Source organism: Flavobacterium sp. J372, assembly GCF_024699965.1.
Classification (GTDB): domain Bacteria; phylum Bacteroidota; class Bacteroidia; order Flavobacteriales; family Flavobacteriaceae; genus Flavobacterium.
In genome coordinates this window covers 1,449,261-1,475,826 of record NZ_JAJOMZ010000004.1, presented here as the reverse complement: position 1 = coordinate 1,475,826, position 26,566 = coordinate 1,449,261, and the positions used below count along the sequence as shown (strand labels likewise).

Below are 26,566 nucleotides of genomic sequence, written 5' to 3'. Positions count from 1 at the left end.
ACAAAAAAACCTGCCGCAATGGGCAGGTTTTTCAATATCTATAATGATGTGATGCGGTTAAGCAATCTCATCATTGTGCTCGTGCTCAATTTTAGACTTTTCCTCACGTGATACTGTGTCAACCAATACCGGTGTTGCGATGAACAGTGAAGAGTATGTACCTACTATAATACCTACAAGCATCGCGAAAATAAACCCGCGGATTGACTCACCACCGAAGATAAACATGATAGCAAGTACCAGTATCATGGTAAGAGATGTATTGATTGTACGGGCCATTGTAGTGTTTACCGACCTGTTCACAATCTCATGGAAATTACCTTTAGTTTTACCGGCAATGAATTCACGTACCCTGTCAAACACAATTACCGTGTCATTCATTGAGTAGCCAATTACCGTAAGGATAGCCGCTATGAAGTGCTGGTCCATTTCCATATGGAAAGGCATGAACTTGTAGCACAGTGAGTAAATACCTAGTACAAAGATAACGTCATGCGCCACGGCTGCAATTGCACCAAGGCTGTACTGCCATCTCCTGAAACTCACCATAAGATAAATAAACACTATAGCCATAGAGCCAAGCACTGCCCAGAAAGAGTTGGCCTTGATATCATCCGCTACAGTAGCGTCAACTTTGCTTTGAGATAAAATACCTAGCTCTTTACCTTCGTATGTATTCACAAACTGATCTTCAGTAAGTGAAGTTGAATAGAAACCTTTAAGGCCTGTGTAAAGAAGTTTGTTAACTTCAGCATCTACTTCAGCCGTTTTCTGGTCAATTTTGTAAGCTGTTGTTATCCTAAGCTGCGTATCGTTACCAAATATCTTGGCATCAACGTTATCGTTAAATACCTGGCCAAGCTTTTGCTTAACATCTTCAGTAGAAACAGATTTGTCAAATTTCACCTGGAAAGTACGGCCACCAACAAAGTCAATACCCTGGTCAAGCCCGTTGATGAAGAATATCGACACAAGGCTTACAATCACTACGATTGAAGAGAAAATGTATGTAAATTTCTTTTTACCAAGGAAATCATAGTTGAAATTGGTAAACCAGTTTTTAGAAACATTGGTATAGAAATTCAATACATGTGCTTTTCTCACACTCCAGTCAAGAAGTAATCTTGTTATGAAAAGTGATGTGAAAAGCGACGTGAATATACCTATAAGTAGCGTAGTCGCGAAACCTTTAACCGGGCCTGTACCGAAAATTAAAAGTACCAGACCTGTAAGTACGTGCGTAACGTTGGCATCGGTAATTGATGACATTGCACCCCTCCAGCTATACGATGTTTTTACGGCTTCTTCAAGTGTTGCACCCCTGCGCAATTCTTCTTTTGCCCGCTCGTATATAAGTATGTTCTGGTCAACCGCTGTACCCATTGTAAGTACGATACCTGCAATACCTGGTAGGGTAAGCACTGCGCCAAGGCTGGCAAGGATACCAAACAAGAACAGAAGGTTAACGATAAGTGCAACATTTGCATACCAGCCTGCCCTGCCGTAGTATACTACCATCCAGAGCGATACAATAAGCAAACCTGCAATTGATGACATAATACCATTATCAATAGCTTCCTGGCCAAGTGACGGACCTACAACTTCTGACTGTACAATATCAGCCGATGCAGGAAGTTTACCTGCACGAAGTATGTTGGCTAAGTCTTTTGTCTCAGTTACATCAAATGCACCTGATATTGAAGAGTTACCACCGGCAATAGGGCCAGTTGTAACACTTGGTGCTGAGTACACAACATTATCAAGCGCAATTGCAATGAAACCTTGTGTGCTATAAGCTTTACCTGTCATTTCTTCCCACTTCTGGGCACCTTTGCTGTTCATTTGCATAGATACAGAAGGCTTGCCCATCTGGTCAAAATCATCCCTTGCGCCTGTAATAACATTTCCGCTTAGTGGCGGTACATTATCTTTATTGCTCTTAAGAGCATAAAGCTCAAGAATTCCTTTGGCCTTTGTATTTTCTTTACCCCATGCAAAACGTGCATAACGCTGGTCACCTGAAAGCAATCCGCGAACATCGCTTCTCTTAAGCCATTTGTTGATTGCTGCAGTATCTTTTACAGATGCAGTACCCAGTACCGGGCCGCCCTGAGGGTTAACCAATAGTTTTTCAAGAAGCGGGTTTTCACCTTTTTTCGGTGCACCAACAGAGTCTTTACTTGTAAGAAGTGCATCAATATCTGATTTTGCAGTGTCTTTTTTAACTTCAGCTGTAGATGCTTCGGTCTTCTTTAGCAGATCATTCGCCGCACCAAAGAAAGGCAGCATTTCATTTGATTTCCATACTTCCCAAAATTCAAGCTGGGCTGTACTTTGCAATAGCTTCTTAACACGGTCAATATCTTTAGCGCCCGGAAGCTCTACAAGGATACGCCCAGATTCACCCATTCTCTGGATGTTAGGCTGCACTACGCCAAACTTATCGATACGCTCGCTAAGTACGCGGAATGCACTGTCAATAGACTCGCTAACTTTTTTCCTGATTACAGTTTTAACCTGCTCATCAGTCATGTTGATATTAACACCATCAGGCCCGTCACCCACAATCCTGTTTGTGAAAACATCAGGCGATGCAAGTTTTAGTGAGCCTTTAGACTGGTTTTCAAAAGCAATGAAAAATGCTTCAAGGTAATCCTGGTTACCCTGCCTGTTTTTGGTAGCCTCATCAAGAGCCTGGTTGAAAACAGGGTTTTTAGTATTATTGGCAAGGCCTTTAAGTATATCTTTTACAGATATCTCAAGCATTACGTTGATACCTCCTTCAAGGTCAAGGCCTTTGTTTATTTGCTTGTTCCTCACCTCATCATAAGTATACCCAAGGTACACTACAGAGTCTTTCATAGATTCCAGGTACGCCACTTCTTTTGCAGAGTCACCTCCGGCAATAGCTTTAGCGTCATCCTCAATCCTATTTGAGACAAAAGTGAACGAAAGCTGGTAGATACTTACCAGTGCAAATAGAATTGCGAAAAATTTAATGAGTCCTCTATTCTGCATTACAACTAAAAATTAATTATTTCATTTTTTTAAAAACGAGCAAATATATAATTTACGGTACGATATACCAACTTATTTGCTAATATTATCTTAAAAAAGGGCTGCGCGCGGCAGCCCCTTATATTTATGGAAAAGATTGTGTTACAGCACAGATTTAAGGTCGCCGTTCATGGCTCTTACTGCATCTGCACTCTTGGCAAATAACGCTTTTTCTTCGTCATTCAGGTTGATGTCAACAATTTTCTCAAGGCCGTTTTTGCCGATAATGCACGGTACACCCATGCATATATCTTCCTGACCGTACTCGCCTTCAAGAAGCACTGAGCAAGGTATCATACGCATCTGGTCATTCAGTATACTGTCAACAAGATATGCTACAGATGCTCCTGGTGCATACCACGCTGATGTACCTAAAAGTCCTGTAAGGGTTGCGCCGCCAACCATTGTGTCAGCTGCAACTTTTTTCAGTTCATCATCATTAAGGAACTGGTTTACAGGCACACCGTTGTATGATGCCAGCCTTGTAAGCGGTATCATAGTAGTATCGCCATGGCCGCCTATCACCATGCCTTGTATGTCGTTTGACGGCTTGTCTAGCGCTTTTGAAAGATAGTATTTAAACCTTGAGCTGTCAAGCGCTCCACCCATACCAATAATGCGGTTTTTAGGCAGGCCTGTAGCTTTTAGAGTAAGGTACGTCATAGTATCCATTGGGTTTGATACCACTACGATTATAGCTTCCGGCGAATGCTTAAGCACGTTTTCAGCAACCGATTTTACTATGCCTGCGTTGATACCAATAAGCTCTTCACGTGTCATACCCGGCTTGCGCGGTATACCTGAAGTAATTACCACAACATCGCTGCCGGCAGTTTTTGCATAGTCATTTGTTGAGCCTGATACCATAGTATTAAATCCTGTTGTGGTAGCACATTGCATAATATCCATTGCCTTGCCTTCTGCAAATCCTTCTTTAATGTCAAGCAAAACCACTTCGCTGGCTATGCCCCTGTACGAAATCACATCTGCACACGTAGCGCCTACATTACCGGCGCCTACTACTGTAACTTTCATAATAATATTGTTTGGGTTGTTATTAAAATTGATAATGTATTGAAAAGTTTGTGTTTGCAAATTTACCGAAAGCAAAGATACCCTGCAGCCCAAAATGTCCAAAATTATAACGCAAAGATGCCTCACCAATATAATTGGTGCGTGATTTGGCAATCGCCTCCAGCCTTGTATTGAGCACCTGTTGCAACGGGATTATATCTTCAATGCTGCCGCGCTGGCCTGCTACCCTATATTCTATCGCGCTGGTGTTCATGATGAAACCACCCATCACTTCAAAATTACCGAACTCTTTTGATGCATTTGCCTGAAACTGCCATGTATCTACCAGTCCATTCAATGAGTCTATACCCAATGTTCCTGCCGATGTATCAACATTAAGGAAATCAAACGTAACATCTTCTTTTGAGTAAGCCGCCAGCACTGCCAGATTGATACCTTTTCGCTGAAACCAGCCCAGATAATGCGCTATGCTATGCTTAAGCCCTACTCCATACACCTGATAATTGCTGCGCTTCAGCTTTATTTTAGGTGAATATTTACCTATAATCTCAAAGCCTGCACCAATGCCGATAGTTCCCTGAAGACAAGGATATACAACTGCCTCTCTGTTAATACCTTCCGGTGTTTTCAGCTTCACTTCCTCATCTCCCAACTGACCCGTAAGATTTACCTGTTGGTCATTTCCCAAAGCCGTGGGTACGGTTGCCGATGTTCCTTCGGTAAGTGTAAAGAATTTTAAATCTGAATTGTTGATTACAAAACTCCTGTCACTCTGCGGTACGAAGAAAACATTGGTATTTAGCGAAACATCAAAATGCAGGAAATCGCGCTTTTTGGCACTTGCCATCCAGCCGGAAGCTGCCTGGTATATGGCGCCGTCGGTCGCCGGGGTTATGTATTTATCAGAATAAAACAGGGCGTCATCAATGAGACGCCCTACTTGTTCTAATTCTTCTGTCTGCGCATTTGCACCACCCGCTATACACAGCATGGCAGCAACAGCAGCGTTTTGTATACTCCTAAGTTTACGCATCAATATTAGCGTAAACTGCATTTTTCTCAATAAATTCCCTACGCGGCGGCACTTCATCACCCATCAGCATTGAGAATATCCTGTCAGCCTCCGTAAGGCTGTCAATGCTTACCTGGCGAAGTGTACGGAACTCAGGGTCAAGCGTGGTTTCCCAAAGTTGTTCAGCATTCATCTCACCAAGGCCTTTATAACGCTGAACCGTTGCTCCATTTCCAAATCTATGTGAAATTTCATCGCGCTGGGCATCGTTCCATGCATATTCTTTCTTATTGCCTTTCTTCACCATATATAGTGGCGGTGTGGCAATGTAAACGTGCCCATTCTCTATAAGTTCTTTCATGAAACGGAAGAAGAATGTAAGTATCAGTGTTGCTATGTGGCTACCGTCAACGTCGGCATCACACATAATAACAACTTTATGGTAACGCAGCTTTTCAAGGTTAAGCGCCTTGCTGTCTTCAGCCGTGCCAATGGTTACACCAAGTGCTGTAAATATATTGCGTATCTCTTCATTTTCAAAAACCTTGTGGTGCATAGCTTTTTCCACATTAAGGATTTTACCCCTCAGCGGAAGTATCGCCTGGAAGTTCCTGTCACGCCCTTGCTTTGCCGTTCCGCCTGCCGAGTCACCCTCAACAAGAAACACCTCGCATTTTGCCGGATCCTGCTCTGAACAGTCGCTCAATTTACCTGGTAATCCGCCGCCACCCATAACGGTCTTGCGTTGTACCATTTCACGTGCTTTCTTAGCAGCGTGGCGTGCCTGTGCTGCCAATATTACTTTCTGCACGATGATTTTAGCATCGTTCGGGTTTTCCTCAAGATAATTCTCAAGCATTTCGCTTACAGCCTGGCTTACAGGAGCCACCACCTCGCGGTTACCCAGCTTAGTTTTGGTCTGGCCCTCAAATTGCGGCTCAGAAACTTTCACTGAAATGATTGCCGTAAGGCCTTCACGGAAGTCATCACCTGAAATCTCGAACTTAAGCTTGTCGAGAAGCCCTGATGAGTCGGCATATTTCTTAAGCGTATTGGTAAGCCCCCTACGGAAACCTGAAAGGTGCGTACCACCCTCATGGGTATTAATGTTATTTACATAAGAGAAGATATTCTCTGTATAGCTGGTGTTATAGATAAGCGCAACCTCAACAGGCACTTCACCCTTATCTGTTTCCATGCTTATTACATGAGTGATGATAGGCTCGCGGTTACCATCAAGAAACTTAACAAACTCTTTCAAACCTTCTTTAGAATGGAAAGTTTCACCTACATATTCGCCTTTATCGTCTTTCTCACGCTTATCTGTAAGCGTAATTGTTATCCCCTTGTTAAGGAACGAAAGCTCGCGCATGCGGGCTGCAAGGGTGTCATACGAATATTCTGTAGTCTGGGTAAAGATGGTGCTGTCAGGCTTAAAGGTTACGGTCGTACCTCTTTTTCAGTTTCACCAATTTGTTTTACAGGATAGATCGCTTTACCGCGCTCATACTCCTGCTCATATACTTTCCCTTCACGAAAAACCGTTGCACGAAGATGGTCTGACAGCGCGTTTACACACGATACACCCACACCGTGGAGACCGCCCGAAACTTTGTATGAGTCTTTGTCAAACTTACCGCCGGCGCCGATCTTGGTCATAACAACCTCAAGTGCAGAGACACCTTCTTTCTTGTGGATGTCTACCGGTATACCACGGCCGTTATCTTCAACGGTAATGGAATTATCTTCATTAATCGTAACATGAATAGTATCACAATGCCCGGCAAGCGCTTCGTCAATTGAGTTATCAACTACCTCATAAACAAGGTGGTGAAGCCCGCGCGTACCCACATCGCCTATATACATCGAGGGACGCATCCTTACGTGCTCCATTCCCTCTAATGCCTGGATACTGTCTGCCGAATAATTGTTTTTCTTTATTTCTTCACTCATAAAACTATTCTTAACTAATTTTTAAGTTTAACGAACAAATATATAAAAACAGAGGGGATTTTATGGTAAGATATAGGGATTTGGCATCTAAGTTATTAACATTTTATTAATACAAGATGATGTTTGAAGGATGTGTAATCTTTGAGGTAAAACTTAAGAAATGTTTCACTTGATATTGTCGAAGAGATCCTTCTGACCGGTTTGTAATTTATTTAATATATCTTCATGTTTTTGGAGATTACCTTTCTCATCAATATGCATTATTTCGATATTCTCTCTTTGAAGCGCATTTGATATCAGGTGTGTCCGGTGGCATTCAATTGGCTTGCTTTCACTGCACATTATTGCGAGGCTGATATCCTGCGCATAAGCATCTTTAAGCCTGTCAATTCCTTCAAGGAAAAATAGCTTTGTGCTGACAATAGTGTAATCTATCTTACCTTTTTCATCATAGCAGAAAGCATCTTTTGGCCTGCCGCCAAGCGTATTGCCCATAAAAATATAAGTGATGCCGTTAGCCTCAAGAAAGCTTTTCAGCGCCGGCTGCCTGTATTGCGGATTAAACCGCGAGTATGGCACAGACCGCACGTCTGCCAGATAGTCAATATTATATTTTTTCAGCAAGTCCAGGAAATCCTCGGCCTTGCGCACACCATGGCCTATTGTGTAGAGTGGGTTTTTCTGCATGCACATCTTTCAGCAATTATGATGCCTAAAAAAATAAAACGCCCGCCTTGGGGAGACGGGACGCTTTTGCAAACAAACAAACTAAAATCAACAACTTTATGTATCGTTTAAGCTTCGGTTTTGGCCTGGGCTATAAGGGTATCTGCATTTATGTGTGCGGCATTGGCCCTGCCGCTCGGGTCGGTGTTTTCCTGCCATTTCGGTATCCATTTCCTAACGGTTTGTGCTGCGCTCACCTGCGGGAAATATTTATGGAAAACTGATCTGTAATAATATGCCTCTTTTGTAGCAGGCGTATTGTACGGGAAGCGTTCTTCTGCCCTTTCCATCTCTTCATCGGTAACCTGTGCCGAGCAGTATTCAATCAGCGTATCAATCCAACTGTAGCCCACACCATCACTAAATTGCTCCTTCTGCCTCCAAAGTACTTCTGCGGGCAGATAAGGCTCATCAGGTGTATCAAAGGCTTTACGAAGGATGTACTTCTCCACACCGTCATACGTTTTTGGCTGCTTTTCTTCAGGCTTTATTTTTATTGCAAGCTCCAGGAATTTCTTATCAAGGAAAGGCACTCTTGCCTCCAGGCCATGTGCCATAGTGCTTTTATCTGCACGAAGCAGGTCGGCAGTGAAAAGTTTCTGAACCCTTTCTATCGTTTCTTTCTGGAAATCAGCTGCTGATGGTGCATTACGGAAGTACAGGTATCCACCAAATATTTCGTCAGCGCCTTCACCTGACAGCACCACTTTTACTCCTAAATCAGTAATTGCCTGAGAAAGGAAATACATTGGTGTACTGGCCCTTACTGAGGTTACATCATACGTTTCAAGGTGCCAGATAAGCTTGTCAAGGATTGCTATACCCTGCTCTATCGTAAAATGTATTTCATGGTGTTCTGTGCCTAAAAACTCAGCAACCTTGCGCGCTGCAACAGCATCCGGGGCCGATGCATCAAGCCCAATCGAGAATGAATGCAGCGGCTTACCTAGCTTTTTCATCTCTCTTGCCGCGATTGATGATGTAAGGGATGAGTCAAGCCCGCCTGATAATAATACCCCAACCGGCACATCACTCATCAGCCTTTTCTTTACTGCTTCGGTTAATGTTTCGCGGATAGCTGAGTAATCAACATCATCCACAGCCTTTGATGCATCTTCCCACTGCGGCCTGTAATATTTTACAAAGCCGGTTTGTGGCGTATAATAATGACCCGGCGGGAAGGTAGAAAATGTCTTGCACTGGTCGGCTATCGCCTTCATTTCACTGGCAAAGTATATCCTGCCGCGTTCGTCAAGGCCATAGTACATTGGCTTTATTCCTAACGGATCACGCCCTGCTATAAAATCATCGCCATTGATAACCACAAAGGCAAACATACCGTCAAGCAGGTTGCAGAAATCATACCCGTACTCTTCATACAGATGCACAATCACCTCAGAATCTGAAGTAGTCCTGAACGTGTGATGTTTCAATATTGTGTCGCGAAGTTCCTGGTGATTGTAGATTTCGCCATTATGTACCATCCATGCAGATGAAGTACCCTGGATAGGCTGGCGCCCTGTGTGGAGATCTATAATAGACAAACGCTCATGACTGAGTATATGCCCTTTTTCTGTAACATAAATATCACTTTCATCCGGCCCGCGGTGCGACATCCTTTTTGAAAGCTGCTGTACCAGCTTCTCATCTTTTCCTTTGCCTATAATCGCTAAAATTCCGCACATAATTTGTCTTTGCTTTTGGTATACTGAACAACTTATTCAGTTATGTTCAGCAAGACAAAATTGAATTTTTAGTTTCAATTATAAAACACAATAAACAGATATGCTTACATTTTTAAAATTAAATGAACAGAATTGATACTTTATGTGATGAAAACCGTCTGCGAAGACAAAAAACGATTACATTCTGAAATATTGCTAGGAAATTTCTTCAATAATGTAATTAGCAGTACCTATTTTAAAATTATCCGCAATCTTTTTACCTATAATGCTTTGACCCAAAGGCGATTGCGGAGACAACGCTATGACCTGCACACCATCAATAATAATTTTAGGCAGTGCTGCGCTTACAAACAGGTGCATCGCATTAGCTTTAACCAGGCTGCCCAATGCAATGACAGGATGCGATGCGTTAGGGTCTATTTTATCTAAAACCGACTTCTGTTCCAAAAATTCAGACAGTTTACTGTTCAGGCGTTCCTGCTCAATATGCATCATGCTCAGGGCTGTTTCATGCTTGTCTCCTGCAGAGCCTTTAGCATCATTAGAGGCATCTTCAGTAAGGGCTGAAATCATATCGCGAAAAGCATCGATCCTGTCATTTACCTGCTGCAGGTAGTAAGCGTGGACTTTTTGTTTCAGTGTCATTATTGAAAAATTAAAAGATTGAAAAATTGAAACATTAGCCTCAATTATTCAATCTTTTATTATTAATCTTTATTCTTAAAAATTAAACTTGTATGATGCGCCTACCAAAAACTGGAAGCCCTGTACCGGATAGTTTACCCAACGCTCATAATCCTGGCTGGCAATGTTATTAAGCCTCAGGAACCCTGTAAGGCGCTCGCTGTACTTGTAGCCAACATGTGCATTCAGGTCAAAATAGCTTTTAAGAGTTACTACCTGCGGTGAGTAAGATTGCGGGAAAATAAGTACATCATCAGGTATTGTTTCGATATCTTTTCTCTCACCCACAAAGAATATATTGGTACCGGCATACCACTTTTCAGTAATGTCTACATCAAGGTTGGCACCAACTTTTATTGATGGAAGGTTCCAGGCTTCTGCCTGGTCTGTATCATAGCTGAAGTAAGAACCATTCATACCAAACGATACATTATCACTGATATCTGCCTTCAGCTCGCCGAAAAAACTGATTGTTCGAAGCCTGTCATACACCAGGCCAAATGAATTGTTGTAAGCATAACCGTCAAGATTTGCACCGGGGCCGGGCACGTTACTAAATAATGCCGCATTGCTTTGGAAAAACAACCTGTTGTCTTCATTCATGTACGACCCCCGAAGGTTGTAAGCTACTGTATTTGCAAGCTTACCTTTTAGCCCGACATATATATCATACTGCTGGTCTGTAGGGGCTATGACAAGCGTTGGCGATACAAAAGGGTTTTCGTCAACTACATCGGCATACGAGTTTTGCTTCAGCGTGCCTTCTGCACCGGCATAGGCTACAAGCAAACCTTCAACAAGCTTATACGATGCCTTTACCTGCGGGTACACAAAGAATTTACTATCACTTTCACCATTTACTTTACCCATACTATAGAAAAGCCCCGCCCCTAACTGCACCGACAAATCTTTATTCTGATACTGTATGCTTGGCTGTAAACCAAGGTTAAAATGGCTGTATTCGTTACCTGTTGTAATCAGCGGGTTTAAAGTCTCCTCAAAAGTTCCGCCCACGTAATCGGCTATGAAGTCAAGCTTTATCTTTTCGCTCATGACATCAATATCAAGCGAAGGCTTTACAAAAAACCGGTTTTCAGCAGAGCCGTAGGCATCCCAAAAACGCTTGTACTGCGCTGAAGCATCATGAAAGAAACTTTTTTCAGCGGCTATCTTTCCGCCAACATATAATGAATGATATGTTTGTTGCGGGTCTATTGCATTGATATCTTCACCTGAAACACCTACTATGTATTCTTCAGGCAGGCCGTACCAGTTGTATACTTTATTTTGGTAGCCCAGGTCAGCATTCCAACTGTAAGCCGATTGCCTGCTGCCGTAGGTAAGGTCTATAGCAGTATTGTAATATTTGTCATCAAGCACAGCCGCATCAATTCCGCCTTGTGATGAAAGGTGGCGCAGCATACCGCCTACATAGTCGGTTCGGCTAAGGTTTTCTGTTATGAAAAGTTCGGCATTTACCGTACCGTAGTTGCCTACACCAAGCGTTGCGTAATTGTTGTATAGCTTTTCACGGGCAGCTTTGTCAACTGCGGCTGCCTTACCCTTAGCAGGTGTAAATGTTGAAGCCACCGGAAAAGAGAATATATTATATTGTATTTCCTCTTTTTGGGAGTTGTCTTCGTCTTCAATTACAGGAGTTTCTTTCACCTTAAAGGCATCGCTTATGGTTGGGGTGTAGGTCTGTACCACGTTTACAACCTCTGTGCCCAGATTTTCATCTTTCTTTTGCGCAAATGCACCCTGAAGGCCTGCAAGCGCTATTATAAATGCTATTTTATATTGTGGTTTGATGTTCATTTTATCGGCGTGTATTAGTTTTGAACAGATGAATTACGTTTGGCTTCTTCGGTTTTAATCCCGTCAAGAACCGTTTGGGCTTCCTGAACAACATCAGGATACGCGGTGAAGTTTTTGATAACGCTTTCTAGGATATACGTTGCCTGGAAACTGTCTTTAAGCCCATAGAAGTTCTTAGCCATTACTACAAGGCCTTTGGCAGCAAAATACTTATAGCCTGAATAGTCTTTTGACAGCTTTTGCACAGCTGTATTTGAAGCATCAAATTTTCCGTCCTTATTTTTGAAGTAAGCATCATAGTACAGCGCTTCAGCTGCCAGCTCGCCTTTTGCAATAGCTTGAAGCTTAGTATATGCTGCACGTGCGCGTTCTTCATTATTAGATTTTATAGCCGAACGCGCTACTATAACCTGCGCATCACTCTTAGTTCTGTCATCTGCTTTTGTGTTGGCCAATACCTTATCAGCATAAACTACAGCATTAGGGTAGTCTGCACCTTCATAATACGCCTTCATGAGGTTGCTCTGCGCGAAGGTTACGTTCTGCGGGAAGTCGGCCTCCGTTTCAAGGCGTTTCAGCACAGGTATGGCTTTTGAGTAATCATTCTTTTTAAGATGAACCTGAGAGAGCCTTGCCAGCGCCTGCTCTGTAAACTCATTCCGCGGTTTGCTTATTACAAACTCATAATGCGGAATTGTGTTTGTCTCCAGCCCCTCAGCGTAATAACTCTGCGCGAGGTAAAAGTTAGCCTTAAGCGATGATATTCCGTTCGGGAATTTGCTCACATAACTGCTAAGTGCAGAGATAGCCTGCTTGGTATTGTTTTGCAGGTATTGCTTCTCTGCTGCCTCAAAAGATGTATTGTCAAGGTCGGCATCGCTTACATCAACGAAATTTAACGTTTTAACCCATGCCGCATACTCGTCGGTATTGCCACTATCTACATATATCTGGCGTGATGTATTTACCGCCTCCATTGCTTCAGGCGTATTCGGGAACTGTGCCACCACCTGTTTGAACTTCGCTAAAGCTTTGGCATCCTGCTCAGCGTTGTAATATATAAGCGCCTGCCTCATCATCGCTTTAGATACGTATGAGCTTGTTTTATAATCTTCTATAAGGTCGTCATAGGTAGACAGCGCTTTGTTGATGTTTTTTTCAGTTACGTATGTCCCGGCAAGTTCAAACAGTGCATCATCAGCATACTTAGATTTTGGGTAAGTGTTTACAAACTTGGTAAGGTCTTCAATCTTTTTATCATTACGGCCAACGAAGCCATAGCTTATGCCTTTCTGGAACAGCGCATAGTCTGAATCTATACCCTTCATTTCGATAGCTTTATTGTACGCATCCATAGCAGGCCAGTACTTGCCCGTAACGAAATTACTGTCACCAAGGCGCAGGTAAGCATCGTTCAGCCTTACTTTATCTCCTTTTGCTGCTGCCGATGTAGTATATGCTGCAAAATGCGTTGCGGCCTGGCTATATTCTTTCAGCTTAAAATAAGTATAGGCAAGGTTGTAATCGGCGTTCTTATATTCAGGCGTATCTTTTGCTTCAGCATAACCCATATACTGCTTAAAGCTTAACAATGCCTCACTGAACTGATCCAGCGTATACTCTGTCTCCCCTTTCCAAAAGGTTGCCCTTGCGGTAAATTTAGCATCACGCTGCTCAGCAATAGACTTTTTGAAAAGTGCCAGCGCCTGCTGATAATTTCCATCCGTATAAAGTTCCATACCGCGATAGAAAGCTACTTTCTGGTATGCCTTGCGGTTCTCCGGCGACCTGTCTTTCTCCAGCAATGTTAGTGCCTCTTTATAGTTTTTAGAGGTGATGTAAGAATTGATGAGCAGGTTTTGTATTTCCTGCTTAAATGGTGTTGCAGGGTATTTATCGGTAAAACCTTTTAGCACTTCAGGCACACTTTGGTATGGGTTGCCAATTTCGTAGCTTAGCTTGGCGTAGTTATAGTAAGCATCTTCCTGAATTTTGGCTTCAAACTCCATCTCGCTTGCTGTTTTGAACGCGTTGAGCGCCTGCTGTTTTTTACCGGTTTTGAGGTAGCTTTCACCAAGATGATAATAGGCATTCTGTGCCACGAAGTCATTACCGCCGATAATTTTATTGAACTCAGCTATGGCATTTTCATAATCACCCTGTTTGTAATACGCGTAGCCAAGTTGGTAAAAGTCAGTATTGTTCCACTTGCCTTTTTTACCTCTGTATTCTTTAAGGTGCGGTATGGCTTTATCATACTGTTTCAGGTTGAAATAGCTCTCCCCGATTATCTTGTGAAGTTCTGATTTTTCGTTGGCATCACTCTTAGCCAGCTGTGGTGTGCCGAGGTCTATCGCTTTCTGGAAATTACCCAGCTTAAAGTTCATATCCGCCTGGAAGTAAGACATCTTTTCTTTATACTTATCCTGGTCTTCTACCTGCTCAAAGTACTGGTTTGCGGTTTTGTAGTTATCGCTTTCATAAGCAAGGAAGCCCAGATAATACTTTGCCTGAGAACCGTAAGTTTTCGAATTTACTACTTTGTTCAGGTATTTCTCTGCCTGCTTTTTGTCATTCGCATTGAAGTAACTATACCCTTTCTGGAAGTTATAGCGCTCCCTCTCGGCCTGGCCCATGCTGCTTTCCTCAACCTTGTCATACCACTTCAGCGCCTGAGCATATTTGCCCTGGTCAAAGTAATATCCTGCCACTTCAATAAAAGCCTGGTTTTGTTTAGGGCTTGTCGGGTAGTCTGCCACGAAGTCTTCCATCAGCGCATCCGCGTTCATCTGGTTCAGGCGGATGGCCGTATTGGCTATGTAGTAAGCACAGTCGGCCTGCACTTCCATATCCTGACTTATGTTTTTAGTCTTTTCGAAAAGTATCTGCGCCGCCTGGTATTGCTTATCATTGTAAAGCATTACGGCCTTTTCAAAGTCTTTAAGCTCATGTGTGTAAATTGCTGACTGCTGGGCATATGTGGTGATGGTGCCGAGCGTGAGCGAGAGGAATAGAAACCTGTTCAGTCTGCGCATATTCATTGGTTTTATCTGATAGCCAAATATATCAATTCTTAATTATTTAACGGGAGTTTTTGAGTATTTAGTATGAACAAGCCAAAAGACATAAGGCACAAGGCATAAGAAACGCCGAAATAAAATTTTGTGTAAAGGTGTTATCTTATTACTTTTACCAAAACTATAATACAACTGCTATGTCGCAAGCTGTGCTGTCGCTTAACAACGTTACCATATACCAGGATCATAATCCTGTTCTTAAGGATATAAATCTTGATGTAAATCATGGAGAGTTCCTGTACATCATCGGGAAAACGGGTAGCGGAAAAAGCAGCTTCATGAAGACATTGTATGCTGACCTTAAGCTAACTGAAGGTGAAGGGCACTTTGTGGAATATGACCTGAAAAAACTACGCGAGCGCGACATACCTTATCTTCGCAGAAAGATTGGCATTGTTTTTCAAGACTTTAAGTTATTGCCGGACAGGAGTGTGAACGACAACCTGACTTTTGTATTAAAAGCAACCGGCTGGACGGATAAAGTTGAAATGCAAAATAAAATTGATGAAGTGCTTACAAAAGTTGGCATGAAAAACTCGGCGACCAAGATGCCGCACCAGCTGTCTGGCGGTGAACAGCAGCGTATAGCTGTAGCTCGTGCACTGCTTAACGACCCTGAAGTAATTCTAGCCGATGAGCCAACGGGCAACCTTGACCCGCAAACCAGCGTAGAGGTGATGCAGCTGCTTCGCGAAATCAATCAAAACGGTAAGACAATCATTATGGCCACACATGATTACGCCTTGCTTATGAAGTTCCCGAGCAAGACACTGAAGTGTGATGACGGGACAATGTTTGAAGTTGTACAGCGCACTGTTTAACTGGTATGAAGCGGCTGTGGGATTTGTTATGCGATGCTTTAAAAGATAATCCTGTACGTTTTTTAATTATCAGCGGGCTAATTGTACGGCTATTCATTTTCTTAATATATCAGCAGATAACCATTTTCCCTGATTCTTCAGGCTACATAGAACTGGCTGAAAGGCTTCTTAGCTTTAATCTCGAGCATTATGAAGGGCAGCGCAGCCCGGGTTATCCGGCATTGATTTTTTTAAGTGCAGGAAATTTATGGGTTACTGTTTTCATACAGATGTTTTTGGGTGTTGCAGCATCACTGTATATCTATAAAACACTTTTACATTTAGGCTTTAAACATCAAAAAGCTGTTATTATAAGCCTTGCCTGCTCTACCCTGATGCACGTTCTATTTTTTGAGACAGCCATACTTACCGAAGCCTTTACGCTTTTCTTTATCTCCGTTGCAGTTTACCTTATCATCAAATATTTTATCTATCAGCATAATTTCAGGAAGGATATACTGCTTAGCATCATCTTAGCCATATTAGTTATTGCCAAGCCTTTTTACATTTACATACCTTTTGTTATTTATGGGTTGTATATAATGTATAAATTCACATTCCGGAAAATTTTCAGCAGGAAGCTCGTGGTGTTTGTGTTGCCTTTAGTATCATTTTTAGGATGGTCGGCAGTCAACCTTCACAATACCGGCTACTTCACATCAACAACGTTCTATGGATTTAACATGGCCCAGAATTGCGTGTCGTTTGCTGAAGGTGTACCTGATAAATATGCCCCGATACGAGACATTTATGTAAAACACAGGGATATTGCCATTAGAGAAAATAAAGACGTTGCCATGAGTATATGGTATGCGTATGATGAGCTTAAGTCAGTAACCCAATTGCCATTCCCTGAACTTTCTCATGAGTTAAGCCTTTATGCAAAAGAGGCTATATCAGGAAACCCCGGAGGCTATGCCAAACAGGTATTGGTTTCATGGCTGGCATTTTGGAATACGGAAATTCATTGGGATTATTACAATTTTGCATTGCCTTACAGTAATAAATTTATGGCAGTTATCTGGCTGGTGCAGAAAATGATATTGCTTGCGGCAAAATTTATTTTTGTGCTTTTAATGCCCTATTATATCTATTTGTGGTTCAGGAATAAGAAGATTACACCGGTACTTATAATAGTCTGCATTGTGCTGGCTACATCGCTGCTGCAGGCAGTTGCTACCTACGGTAATAACTCACGTTTCAGCTTTCCGTTTGAATATATGATGGTAGCGGTGGTATTATACACTTTCCGCAAACCTTTACGCCTGGCTTAATCTTTCGGCTTCTTGTATACATGTGGGTTTTCTTTAATGCCTTTCTTAAATATTTTCCTGATGCCCATACGCAGCCATGCATCGGCACGCAGCACCAAGTCGGTCAATTTATTTTCAGGCCTGCCGCGAAAAGATGTTACATGGAATGAATCTGTAGCCAGGAGCGGCTCTTCAGAAAAATAATAGTTAGACACACAGCACCTGAAGCCATCAAAAGTTACGGGAGATACGGAATGCAGCGAATTATTATGCGTTGCCATAACTGCCAGCCTGTTGAATTTACTGTGTATCGTAATCTGGAGGTTGTCCATCCCTTTAGGCCAAAGTTCCAGATTACCGCCGTAAGCCTCTTCCCAATCGGGCGTTACATAATATAAAAGATTAAGCACGCGCCAAAGCTGCCTGTCTTTATCATGTGAATTATCAAGGTGCGGGTTCAGGAACTGTCCCTTCCCCATTGCCGAAATACCACCTGCATAAAGATTATCATCAGGCAGCGGGTTTTTAATGCCGCATATCTCGCCAACAAGTTTTACTATACGCTCATCCTGAAAAGCATATATTATCTCCTCAAGCACAGGGCTGTATTTATCCATCTGGGCGGCTACGTATTTGTCTTCACGAAGGCTTTTCTTCAGCACCATTTCCTCAGGCTTAGGGAAGTTATTATAAATGGCGAAAGCTTCTGCTTCAGGCAATATATCATCAATATAAAAATAGCCGATACCACCTCTACTTGCATCAAATTGCTGCTTCAGGCTTTCTTTTTCAGCATTGAGCCTGCTATATATTAATGATGCGTAATCACTCCTGTCCATCGCCAGTTGTATTTATAATATTAAAAATTTCACTTGCACTTTTATCATCATTTAAATGTGCCTTCAGTACTCTGCGTCGGATTTCAACATCACCGTAAGGCATATCCTTCAATTTAACAACAGCATCCCGTATCTCATCATGTGCATTCGCCATAACACAAAGAGCTTCAATCGCCGTATCGTCGATAATGTTATTATTAATGACACAAAATCTGCTGTTATATAGCGCATTTACCAGCTTGAGCTTGGTACCCGACCGTTGGAATGATATGATGATGTTAATATGGGCATTATGCAACAGCTGCTGCAGGTGTGTGAACGATTCAATCTTTACAAATTGTATGTTATCGCTATTTTCTATAAGACCTGCAACAAAGCTCTCACCTGTGCCGGATGCTATTATCAAAGGATAGTCAAGCGTTTTAAAAATATTAATAATTTCGCGTACAGCTTCCCTGTTATCAGGTGTCCGCAAATCGCCGTGATACAAGGCATATTGCCCAAGCCCCGTCAGTGGAGCTACAGCCTCATTCCCATGAAAAACAGGTATGTATCGTGCCGGCTTAAAATTATTGCTTATATAATTGGTTTCGTAGTTTGATAGCGTTAGCACCTCATCAAAAACATTTATCACAGTTTCATAATCCTTATACTTTTTGCTCTCAGATTTATATAAAAATTTCTTTACAGGATTTGTTTCTGAAACTGCAATACCTACAAAATAATCCTGCTCTATATTATGCAGGCGAAGAATTTTTTTATAGCCCTTCAACTTCTCATTGCTTGCAAAATATGTAGTCTTCAGGCTTTCAAAAAGTATTGGCGCTTTAACTTTGAGAAGGTTTGCCAACAGTGCCTTGTCGCTTCTGGAAATCACCGAAAAAGGCAGCTTCGAAAAGAAATGTAACGGATTATTGGAAATTTTGTAGAAATGCACCTCTTTAGCAATTGCATTCAGTTCAGGGGTTTGCTGCGGTATTTTGTTTGCGAAACAGTGCAGATAAATTGTAAAGCCTGCTTTGTGCAGGGCCGCAATTTTATGATAAACTTCAACAGTGCCGCCATAATTTGGAGGATACGGATTATCAAAGCTTATAATGTGCAGCGGCATTGCGGGCATTGTGTAAAAATAGGCATTAAAACCTACAGTATGCTAATTTATGGTATTTTTGGGCTACTGTACAAACTTAAACTTAAAGCATGGCGCCTTATATCTCGATACTTATCCCGCTGTATAATAAGGAACGCTATATTGCCAATACTATCAAAAGCGTATTGGCGCAAACATTTACTGATTTTGAGGTAATTGTTGTGGATGACGGATCTACAGACAGTAGCGCGGAAATTGCTGCTTCATTCAAAGATAAACGATTAAGGTATTTTAAAAAAGAAAATGAAGGAGTATCTGCTGCGCGCAATTTTGCTATGCAGCTTGCGCAGGGTGACTATTATGCATTTTTAGACGCTGATGATATCTGGAAACCTTACCATCTCGAGCGTATAGCTGAAGCCATAAAGCAATTTCGCAATCTTAAAGTGTTTGCATCACTGATAGAAGCTGAAAACAGCAAAGGCGTTTATATGCCTGTATATTCTAATCTTAAGAATGAAGCTATTTTTGAAACAGATTACTTCACTGCAAGCTTTGCCCGCTCTATACTCTCGGGGTCAACAACTGTAATCCATAAAAGTATACCGGAAACTATCGGCGTTTTCGATACGTCATTAAAAACTTTTGAAGATATTGATTACTGGATACGAATAGGCTTAAAATACAATGTATGCGTAGTTAATAAAATAACTGCACGGCATGTATTTGTCCCCGAAAGCCTTTCTCACAAGAAGTTCACCATGGCAGATGCTACTTATTTTGAGAAGTTTGCTGATGCCGAACAAAAGAATACCGATGTCAAAAAAATGATCGACATTAATCGCTATTCGCTGGCACTGCGCTGTAAAATGGCAGGAGATAACATAGGCTATAAAAAACTAACATCACTTATAAGCCCTGATAGCCTGACGTGGAAACAAAAAATTATCTTGAAACTGCCGGGAACTGTGCTTGCTTTATTACAAAAAGTAAAGCAGTATGCAGCGGTTAAATTTTAGGCCTCAAACCTTTAGAAAGAAGGAAATCATCATAATTCCGTATATAATCATTTTCACTAAAAATATCGGAATTAAACACCAGGCAGATAGAGCCTGATGAAAAATTTTCAAGTTCGCGCCATGTACCTGTAGGTATCAGCAGACCTTTATCGGGGCGGTTAAGCGTTACAGTGTCTTTATTTACGCCATCATCAACAATTACCTCAAAACTGCCGCTTAGCGCAATAAGAAATTCCTGCTGCTCTTTATGTGCATGACCGCCGCGCCTGGCCCCACTTGGCACATCATACAAATAGTACACCCTTTTGAAGGCAAAAGGTATCACATCCTGCTCAATAATAGAAAGATTACCCCTGTGGTCGCTTTATTTTGGGCAGCTGTATTACTTTGCAACCGTTAGCCATTTCGCGATTCTTTTCCTTCATCAAGCAATGATTTATATTTTTTTATACCCTTCATACCAATCCTGAATTTTGACGGAACAGAACTTACAGGCACGAGCCGTTTCCTTACAAGGAATTGTAAATATTTTAAAAGCCATAAGCCAGCCGTGCTTCCATATAATTTGCAGGCAAGCGCCGCACGTGCATAAATAAGCCTGTTACTGCCATGATCATGCCCTGAGCTCCACTCTTTATGCGCTACAATAGCAGCAGGGTAATAATACACTGCAATGTCTCTATCAATCAGGCTTTTTAAGAACAAAAACTCTTCGGCAACTTCAAACTCTGCACCAAGGCCAAAGTTAACATTAAACCTGGCATGTTTCGCAGAAACTATACCCCGGTTTATAACCATCTCTATAGAGCTTACGCCCCTTATAGTAGCGCTATTATGCTGAAATGGCCTGGAACTGTATGATTTTACCGGATTAGATTTACCCTGCCTGTTGTATTGAAAAGTTATCGCTCCGGCCGCAGGAAACATTGTAAAAGCATTAATGATATGCTGTTCAAACCCTTCTTCAAAAACAACATCATCATCAGTTATTACACAAAACTTTGCGGTTGCATTTTCAAGTGCAATATTCCGGCTTACTGAGAGGCCAGTTGTGGTGGTATTAATAACCTTTACATTTGCATGCGCATTATCATTTATCACCTTTTCATTACTTTGGTTTACTACGATGATATTGTAGTTGCTGTAATGACTGTAAGGAAACATTGGCTCAAGAAAACTGAGCGAATCACGATGCATGGTTGCAACAAGTATTTGTATATTTTCAGGTGAGATTTGCTGCATGTTTATTTTTTATAAACGCCGAAAATAGCATCATTTTCTCCCGTTTGCATTACAAACTCATCTTCCTGCCTTATAATATCCGTAAGCAGGCTTTGAGTTTCCCCGCTATAATTTATAAAATTATGTGATATCCCTTTCAAAAGTAAATGTGTTATGTTCCAGCCCAGGCGGACTTCTTCGACAACACTGAAATTATCATGTATTCCCTGAACAAGATTTTCAGAATCTGGCGCTTCAGACGGGTCAACTAACAACATACGCAGCAATCCCGGCCTGTACACTTTCTTTTTTATAGTTTTACCATCATACAGCGTTTTATATTCTTCAGGAATCTGCTTTAAAATGGCATTTGCAGCCGTAAGCTGCGATTTTTTAAGCTGTAGCCTGTTAGGCCCCGCGTATTCAAATGCCACTAAAATACCCCTGTCTTTCAGCAACGGTTTTACATAGTCTTTTAAAAAGTCTCTTATATTGCTGAAATGGTGAAGGCTTGAATGGAAAAGTACCATATCAAATGTTCCTTCCTTAAAATCCATTTTTGTAAAATCACCGGAAATGTAATTTATACTAAGCTCCTGCTCAGCTGCAATCGTCTTTGCCTGTTCTATTTGTGCGCTGGCGAGGTCTACTCCTGTAATCTTAAATGTAGAATTATACCTTGCAAAAGGGCGCTCATGTATACCATTACCACAGCCTATAGATAGTATTTCTAACCCATCCCTGCCTTTGAGGTATTTATCACATACATACTCTTCATACACCAGATTTTTATCGCCTGTAATTTTACGGTTCCACTCCTCTTGTATAGCAGGAATAAGCCAAAAATCTGAAGCCGACCTGTAATTATCCCATTTTGAAGCTACCCTTGCTGATGCTCCTTTGTTGAGTATCCGAAAAAGAAATGGCATGCCATTTTGCCGTAACTTATGGTATACATCTAAAAAATCTGCAATTGAAATTAGTGAAATATCTGAGAGTTTTGGCATCAGGCGGTGTTCGGGTTCAGGATAAATTATCCATATATTTACACAAATATAAAAATTTCCGTTGCAGAGAGGGATGAAAATACTTTTAATTGGCGAATTCAGCAGGCTGCACAATTCTTTAAAAGAAGGCTTGGTACATTTAGGCCATAGCGTTACTATCGCCAGCACTGGAGACAGTTTTAAAAAATATGATTCAGACCTTTCATACTACCCGGCCTTTATACTGAAAAACTGGCTTACTATAAAAATCAACAACATACTATTCTCACTTTTTGGGCTTGACTGTGTGAGGCTTGAAAAGGGACTTCGGTTTTACTTACTGCTAAAAAAACTGAAGGGATTTGACCATGTACAGCTCATTAATTCTGACGCTATTGAAACATATCCTGCATTTTCACGATGGCTGTATAAACGGTTATTGAAACAAAATGGTGATAGCCTGAGCCTGCTAATTTGTGGTGAAGACACACCAATTGTTGATTATCACCTCGAGAGAAGGGCACGGTATTCTATTTTAACGCCATATCTGGAAGATAAGCAACTTGAGAAAACCTATCATTATACGTTAAAATATACTACGCCTGCATACCGTAAGTTGTTTAATTTGGTAAAGCATCATGCTGATGTGATGATTACTACCGACCTTGATTATACATTGCCAATGCAGGAAATGGGCTATAAGGTAACTCATATAGCCAACCCTGTGAATGCTGACAAGGTAAAATTTGAGCCGGTACGGGTAAGCCATAAAATCGTTATTTTCTTAGGGATAAACCGCCTTAGCTATATTAAAAAAGGAATAGCTTATTTTGAAGAAGCCCTGCTTAAGATTAGCGATAAATATGCTGACAGGATTGAAATAGTAGTTACAGAGAACCTACCATATGCTGAATATATGAAGCACTACAGCCGTGCCCACATAGTGCTTGACCAGATTTGGGGGTATGACCAGGGTTACAACGCACTTGAAGCTATGGCCAGAGGAAAAGTGGTATTTACCTGTGCTGAAAAAGAGTTTATGGAATATTACGGCCTGACCGAATGCGTAGCAATAAATGCCCTGCCTGATGCTGACTATATTGCCACCGAGCTAAGCTACCTGATTGAACACCCTGAAAAAATAGCTAAAATTGCTGCTAGTGCGCGTGCTTTTATTGAAAAAGAGCATAACTATATAGATGTAGCAAAAAGATATTTGGAGGTTTGGGAAAAATAAAAGAGCCGGTATCCGGCTCTTTTAAATTATTTCTTTATGAATTTAATTGTTTCACTATAGTTTTCAGATGATAACTTTACAACATATAGTCCTGATGCAATATTTGGAAGATTAATAATAGTAGATACATCATTAATAATATCTTTATATATTACTTTTCCATAAATATCATAAACGTTTATTAATACATTTTTACGCTCTTTATCGAGATGTAATATAAAATTGCCATCATTTGGGTTTGGAGATAGTACCACTTTGGTTTGTAAAGTTTCTGTGGATTTATTGTTTTCTCTAGCACGCTTATATGCCATTCGATTTGACGAATTACATGTAATATCCACATTCTGATCAGCTATTAAGTCAACCAGTCCATCCTGATTTGGTTTAAAATCAGTGCCTGGTAAAATATCGATTTCATTTTTAGCTGTAAACCTTGCCACACATGCATCCCTGAATTTTTGGTTTGATATGGTCAGTTTATTGTTTATATGATGCAAATCAAAAATAAATCTATAAAAATCATGCCCGTCAATTAATGCATTTCCAGAGGTGTTAGCCATCTCATACGTAAATTCTACTGCATCACCAGTTTCGAGTTTACCTGCTCCTGTCCTGCCCCTATAAACGGTTCGTTTCCAGCAAGAGCTTCAATGTTCTTAGCTGATAACATCAGTACATCTTCAACCTCATCAGGTGTCAAGCAATTATTAATACTTAGCATAAGCCCAGCAGTTCCTGCAACCAAAGGTGAAGATGCAGAGGTACCCCAACCATAATATAATGGCTGGCCATCGAGAGTATTATTCAGTACAAACCAAGGATATTGAAACACATCAATACCTGGAGCACACAGATCAACCTTATCATTGTTGGTGTGCGATGTTCGGTATGGGCTTGTCATCGTGTTAATAGCAACTGCATGATGTAGCATATCTTTAACAAAAAGCGACATTGGACCATAAGTAGCATCAATAACAACTTCTTCTCCTAATTCATTTTTATGATTGACGGATGTTACTGAAATAACATGGTCATAAGATGCTGGATAACCATATAGAATACCGGTAGAAGGATTACCAGTCCATACATTTGTATTTCCTGCCCCTGCAAACATAACAATTCCTAAATCATGAATTTCATCAAATATCCATTGCTCAAATGTTATTGGCGCAGTATGAAGATAAGCCCAGCTCATATTAATTATGTCGGCACCCTCGTAAGCAAGATTAAGAAGATTGTTATAAGTGTAATATGATGCTAATATACTACAATCAGAACATACACCAGTTATACCATGACCATTATTACCTTGAGCTGCTGCATGCCCGGCAGTTGCAGTGCCGTGCCAGCCATTTGTATTGTTCATGGTGTACGTAGTAGATATATAACCTGTGGCATGAGTAGTTTTATACTTAAAATCAATATCTGTGGTATCAATGTGAGAATCGGATATCCCTATAAGTATATTCGAATCACCATATGTATAATCCCATGCTTCAGGTGTTCCTATATATTTTAAATGCTCATTATTATAATTAAAACCATAATTTGCGGCAGGATTTCCAATGTCATAATCGTTAGGGGTACTTAATAACTCAAAAATTCTACCAGTTAAATCTTCTGCACTAATATATTTAGAAGGAAAATCAGCCGTCAGATTATTCATTAAATCTTCATTTAGAGTTTTAACTTGAAAAACATTTAATGTCCTTTGCCTTTTTGAACTTGGAAATGCCTGATAAAATTCAAGTATTTCATAATTAGAGAAAAAAGCAGCCTCTTTTTCATCCTTGCCCACATAAGTTAACAGTTCTCCATCTTTCACAAATTCTGGCGCATTTTCGTAATTATCAAGTTCTACATAAAATTCATAGAATGTTGACTGACTATGCCCCATTGTAAACAATAAGCCGCAAATAATTATAAATAATTTTTTCATAATTATTTATTTAATTGGCTTTTAAGTGCCTGAACCTCTTTATTGAGTTCAATTGTATAGAGTGTAAGCTCTTCTATTTTCTGTAGCAACAGCTTATTCATTTCTCCAAGCTCTATACCATTTGCTTCAACTTCTTTAGCCGAAGGTATGTCTTTCAAATGTCCTTTTTCTTTGATATGTTGTTCTACCTCTTCAAGTGTAGGAAGAGTATAATTTTTTTCAAAAACATAATCAGCCCAGGTAGTGTAAACTTTTACGCGTTTTGCCCTTATATTACCATCTACAGATAATCGGTATGTATCTACTCCGTCAACAAAATTACTTGTGCCAATACCTATATTCGAATCAGTAAATATATTCCCTTCAATCATAGAGCTGCCCCTCACAACAAATTTATGTGCAGGCAGATAATTTCCAAACGCGCCAATCACAAATCTTGAATTTGCATTTGGCATATCAGCATAATAATTACCATTTCCATCATCTGCGGCACGGAAGTATACCTGGCTAATTTTATCCCTTAATTGTAAAGCCCCCCCTCCATCGTGTATTGCATTAAATACGAATCTATTAGTAGCTGTGTTTAATGCTGAATTGGGGGTATTCATTGCAAATTGTACCTCTGGCGATGTACTTAAATTTGAAGTTGGATAATAGTGAAATGAGAGAAGCCTTACATCCCATTCATCAGGAATCTGTGGTCCTGCAGAAAAACCATACTTTTGTTACTTCTGTCACTTTCGGAAAGAAATGTTTGTCCGCTAGACAATCCATGATTAAAAACAGCAGTTTTTCCGAATATCCTTCCATTTACATCTAATGCTACTGAAGGAGAAGTTGTACCAATACCAACTCGTCCGCTATCACCATGAATAAATAAATTTCCCGAATTTGCTGAAAAATTTAAAGTTCTTCCTGCCATTGTGACTGTACGATTGGCGGTAAGTGTTCCATTACTGTTGTAAATGTTTTGGGCTAAAGCTGTAAAAGCACACATTAAAAATGTTCCTAAAAAAATTTTTTCATAATTTAATTAATTGGTTAAGTCACTAAATTATGAAAAAATTTTTATTTT

21 protein-coding genes and 1 pseudogene are annotated in these 26,566 nt (G+C 40.8%); 4 read left to right on the top strand and 18 right to left on the bottom strand.

What is annotated here, in order from left to right:
* Window positions 1–57 precede the first annotated feature (57 nt).
* From secDF to LRS05_RS07320, 9 genes and pseudogenes are all read right to left on the bottom strand, one after another.
* Window positions 58–3,018, bottom strand: a complete 2,961-nt coding sequence (gene secDF, locus LRS05_RS07360) for a protein translocase subunit SecDF (RefSeq protein WP_257867718.1) — start codon at window positions 3,016–3,018, stop codon at window positions 58–60.
* Window positions 3,019–3,159: 141 nt separating this feature from the next.
* Window positions 3,160–4,092: a malate dehydrogenase gene (locus LRS05_RS07355; protein ID WP_257867717.1), complete on the bottom strand. Its 933-nt coding sequence runs from the start codon at window positions 4,090–4,092 to the stop codon at window positions 3,160–3,162.
* 22 nt (window positions 4,093–4,114) lie between these two features.
* On the bottom strand, window positions 4,115–5,125 hold the full coding sequence (locus LRS05_RS07350; protein WP_257867716.1) for a DUF6588 family protein: 1,011 nt from the start codon (window positions 5,123–5,125) through the stop codon (window positions 4,115–4,117).
* Window positions 5,118–7,057 (bottom strand): annotated as a pseudogene (gyrB, locus tag LRS05_RS07345) (DNA topoisomerase (ATP-hydrolyzing) subunit B). The gene LRS05_RS07350 and the pseudogene gyrB overlap by 8 nt, the downstream one beginning before the upstream one ends.
* Before the next feature lie 165 nt (window positions 7,058–7,222).
* Window positions 7,223–7,744: a DUF488 family protein gene (locus tag LRS05_RS07340; protein WP_257867715.1), complete on the bottom strand. Its 522-nt coding sequence runs from the start codon at window positions 7,742–7,744 to the stop codon at window positions 7,223–7,225.
* Between the two features lie 107 nt (window positions 7,745–7,851).
* Entirely contained in the window at window positions 7,852–9,468 is a 1,617-nt protein-coding gene (asnB, locus tag LRS05_RS07335; RefSeq protein ID WP_257867714.1) for an asparagine synthase B, read from the bottom strand.
* A gap of 195 nt (window positions 9,469–9,663) precedes the next feature.
* A complete protein-coding gene (locus LRS05_RS07330) occupies window positions 9,664–10,113 on the bottom strand; it encodes a GreA/GreB family elongation factor (protein ID WP_257867713.1) in 450 nt (149 codons plus the stop codon).
* A gap of 75 nt (window positions 10,114–10,188) precedes the next feature.
* Entirely contained in the window at window positions 10,189–11,970 is a 1,782-nt protein-coding gene (locus LRS05_RS07325) for a TonB-dependent receptor (protein ID WP_257867712.1), read from the bottom strand.
* Window positions 11,971–11,984: 14 nt separating this feature from the next.
* The gene (locus tag LRS05_RS07320) at window positions 11,985–15,005 is read right to left on the bottom strand and encodes a tetratricopeptide repeat protein (protein WP_257867711.1); all 3,021 of its coding nucleotides are present in this window, start codon (window positions 15,003–15,005) and stop codon (window positions 11,985–11,987) included.
* Between the two features lie 179 nt (window positions 15,006–15,184).
* On the opposite strand from LRS05_RS07320, the gene LRS05_RS07315 reads away from it, so the two are divergent.
* Together LRS05_RS07315 and LRS05_RS07310 are read left to right on the top strand one after the other, a co-directional pair.
* Window positions 15,185–15,868, top strand: a complete 684-nt coding sequence (locus tag LRS05_RS07315) for a cell division ATP-binding protein FtsE (RefSeq protein WP_257867710.1) — start codon at window positions 15,185–15,187, stop codon at window positions 15,866–15,868.
* Between the two features lie 5 nt (window positions 15,869–15,873).
* Window positions 15,874–17,181, top strand: coding sequence for a hypothetical protein (locus LRS05_RS07310; RefSeq protein ID WP_257867709.1), 1,308 nt, complete (start codon window positions 15,874–15,876; stop codon window positions 17,179–17,181).
* Here the strand turns inward: LRS05_RS07310 and LRS05_RS07305 are convergent.
* Window positions 17,178–17,999, bottom strand: a complete 822-nt coding sequence (locus LRS05_RS07305) for a 2OG-Fe(II) oxygenase (RefSeq protein WP_257867708.1) — start codon at window positions 17,997–17,999, stop codon at window positions 17,178–17,180. The two genes, LRS05_RS07310 and LRS05_RS07305, sit on opposite strands and share 4 nt — an antisense overlap.
* Window positions 17,986–19,110, bottom strand: a complete 1,125-nt coding sequence (locus LRS05_RS07300) for a hypothetical protein (protein ID WP_257867707.1) — start codon at window positions 19,108–19,110, stop codon at window positions 17,986–17,988. Before LRS05_RS07300 ends, LRS05_RS07305 begins: the two co-directional genes overlap by 14 nt.
* An 89-nt stretch (window positions 19,111–19,199) precedes the next feature.
* Here LRS05_RS07300 and LRS05_RS07295 point away from each other — a divergent pair, with 89 nt between their 5' ends.
* Window positions 19,200–20,108: a glycosyltransferase family 2 protein gene (locus tag LRS05_RS07295; protein WP_257867706.1), complete on the top strand. Its 909-nt coding sequence runs from the start codon at window positions 19,200–19,202 to the stop codon at window positions 20,106–20,108.
* Here LRS05_RS07295 and LRS05_RS07290 read toward each other — a convergent pair.
* The 3 genes from LRS05_RS07290 to LRS05_RS07280 all read right to left on the bottom strand — a co-directional run bounded on the left by LRS05_RS07290 (window position 20,098) and on the right by LRS05_RS07280 (window position 22,258).
* Window positions 20,098–20,433: an FdtA/QdtA family cupin domain-containing protein gene (locus tag LRS05_RS07290; protein ID WP_374707763.1), complete on the bottom strand. Its 336-nt coding sequence runs from the start codon at window positions 20,431–20,433 to the stop codon at window positions 20,098–20,100. The genes LRS05_RS07295 and LRS05_RS07290 overlap by 11 nt on opposite strands.
* 71 nt (window positions 20,434–20,504) lie before the next feature.
* Window positions 20,505–21,350 (bottom strand): glycosyltransferase family A protein, encoded by an 846-nt coding sequence (locus LRS05_RS07285; protein ID WP_257867705.1) that lies wholly within the window; start codon window positions 21,348–21,350, stop codon window positions 20,505–20,507.
* Between the two features lie 2 nt (window positions 21,351–21,352).
* Window positions 21,353–22,258: a class I SAM-dependent methyltransferase gene (locus tag LRS05_RS07280; protein ID WP_257867704.1), complete on the bottom strand. Its 906-nt coding sequence runs from the start codon at window positions 22,256–22,258 to the stop codon at window positions 21,353–21,355.
* 151 nt (window positions 22,259–22,409) lie between these two features.
* On the opposite strand from LRS05_RS07280, the gene LRS05_RS07275 reads away from it, so the two are divergent.
* Window positions 22,410–23,552 carry a glycosyltransferase gene (locus LRS05_RS07275; protein ID WP_257867703.1) on the top strand — a complete coding sequence of 381 codons (1,143 nt, stop codon included), beginning with the start codon at window positions 22,410–22,412 and terminating at the stop codon, window positions 23,550–23,552.
* 26 nt (window positions 23,553–23,578) lie between these two features.
* Here the strand turns inward: LRS05_RS07275 and LRS05_RS07270 are convergent, their stop codons facing one another.
* The 4 genes from LRS05_RS07270 to LRS05_RS07255 form a co-directional block, all read right to left on the bottom strand.
* Window positions 23,579–24,112, bottom strand: a complete 534-nt coding sequence (locus LRS05_RS07270; protein ID WP_257867702.1) for a T9SS type A sorting domain-containing protein — start codon at window positions 24,110–24,112, stop codon at window positions 23,579–23,581.
* A gap of 14 nt (window positions 24,113–24,126) precedes the next feature.
* Window positions 24,127–25,491, bottom strand: a complete 1,365-nt coding sequence (locus LRS05_RS07265; protein ID WP_257867701.1) for a S8/S53 family peptidase — start codon at window positions 25,489–25,491, stop codon at window positions 24,127–24,129.
* Between the two features lie 2 nt (window positions 25,492–25,493).
* Window positions 25,494–26,099: a hypothetical protein gene (locus tag LRS05_RS07260; protein ID WP_257867700.1), complete on the bottom strand. Its 606-nt coding sequence runs from the start codon at window positions 26,097–26,099 to the stop codon at window positions 25,494–25,496.
* 65 nt (window positions 26,100–26,164) lie between these two features.
* Window positions 26,165–26,488, bottom strand: a complete 324-nt coding sequence (locus LRS05_RS07255) for a hypothetical protein (protein WP_257867699.1) — start codon at window positions 26,486–26,488, stop codon at window positions 26,165–26,167.
* Between the last annotated feature and the right edge of the window lie 78 nt (window positions 26,489–26,566).

Coding starts and splice junctions, on each gene's coding strand:
- secDF (WP_257867718.1), bottom strand. CDS start 3,018: ATGCAGAATAGAGGACTCATTAAATTTTTCGCAATTCTATTTGCACTG.
- LRS05_RS07355 (WP_257867717.1), bottom strand. CDS start 4,092: ATGAAAGTTACAGTAGTAGGCGCCGGTAATGTAGGCGCTACGTGTGCA.
- LRS05_RS07350 (WP_257867716.1), bottom strand. CDS start 5,125: ATGCGTAAACTTAGGAGTATACAAAACGCTGCTGTTGCTGCCATGCTG.
- LRS05_RS07340 (WP_257867715.1), bottom strand. CDS start 7,744: ATGCAGAAAAACCCACTCTACACAATAGGCCATGGTGTGCGCAAGGCC.
- asnB (WP_257867714.1), bottom strand. CDS start 9,468: ATGTGCGGAATTTTAGCGATTATAGGCAAAGGAAAAGATGAGAAGCTG.
- LRS05_RS07330 (WP_257867713.1), bottom strand. CDS start 10,113: ATGACACTGAAACAAAAAGTCCACGCTTACTACCTGCAGCAGGTAAAT.
- LRS05_RS07325 (WP_257867712.1), bottom strand. CDS start 11,970: ATGAACATCAAACCACAATATAAAATAGCATTTATAATAGCGCTTGCA.
- LRS05_RS07320 (WP_257867711.1), bottom strand. CDS start 15,005: ATGCGCAGACTGAACAGGTTTCTATTCCTCTCGCTCACGCTCGGCACC.
- LRS05_RS07315 (WP_257867710.1), top strand. CDS start 15,185: ATGTCGCAAGCTGTGCTGTCGCTTAACAACGTTACCATATACCAGGAT.
- LRS05_RS07310 (WP_257867709.1), top strand. CDS start 15,874: ATGAAGCGGCTGTGGGATTTGTTATGCGATGCTTTAAAAGATAATCCT.
- LRS05_RS07305 (WP_257867708.1), bottom strand. CDS start 17,999: ATGGACAGGAGTGATTACGCATCATTAATATATAGCAGGCTCAATGCT.
- LRS05_RS07300 (WP_257867707.1), bottom strand. CDS start 19,110: ATGCCGCTGCACATTATAAGCTTTGATAATCCGTATCCTCCAAATTAT.
- LRS05_RS07295 (WP_257867706.1), top strand. CDS start 19,200: ATGGCGCCTTATATCTCGATACTTATCCCGCTGTATAATAAGGAACGC.
- LRS05_RS07285 (WP_257867705.1), bottom strand. CDS start 21,350: ATGCAGCAAATCTCACCTGAAAATATACAAATACTTGTTGCAACCATG.
- LRS05_RS07280 (WP_257867704.1), bottom strand. CDS start 22,258: ATGCCATTTCTTTTTCGGATACTCAACAAAGGAGCATCAGCAAGGGTA.
- LRS05_RS07275 (WP_257867703.1), top strand. CDS start 22,410: ATGAAAATACTTTTAATTGGCGAATTCAGCAGGCTGCACAATTCTTTA.
- LRS05_RS07270 (WP_257867702.1), bottom strand. CDS start 24,112: ATGGCTAACACCTCTGGAAATGCATTAATTGACGGGCATGATTTTTAT.
- LRS05_RS07265 (WP_257867701.1), bottom strand. CDS start 25,491: ATGAAAAAATTATTTATAATTATTTGCGGCTTATTGTTTACAATGGGG.
- LRS05_RS07260 (WP_257867700.1), bottom strand. CDS start 26,099: ATGAATACCCCCAATTCAGCATTAAACACAGCTACTAATAGATTCGTA.
- LRS05_RS07255 (WP_257867699.1), bottom strand. CDS start 26,488: ATGTGTGCTTTTACAGCTTTAGCCCAAAACATTTACAACAGTAATGGA.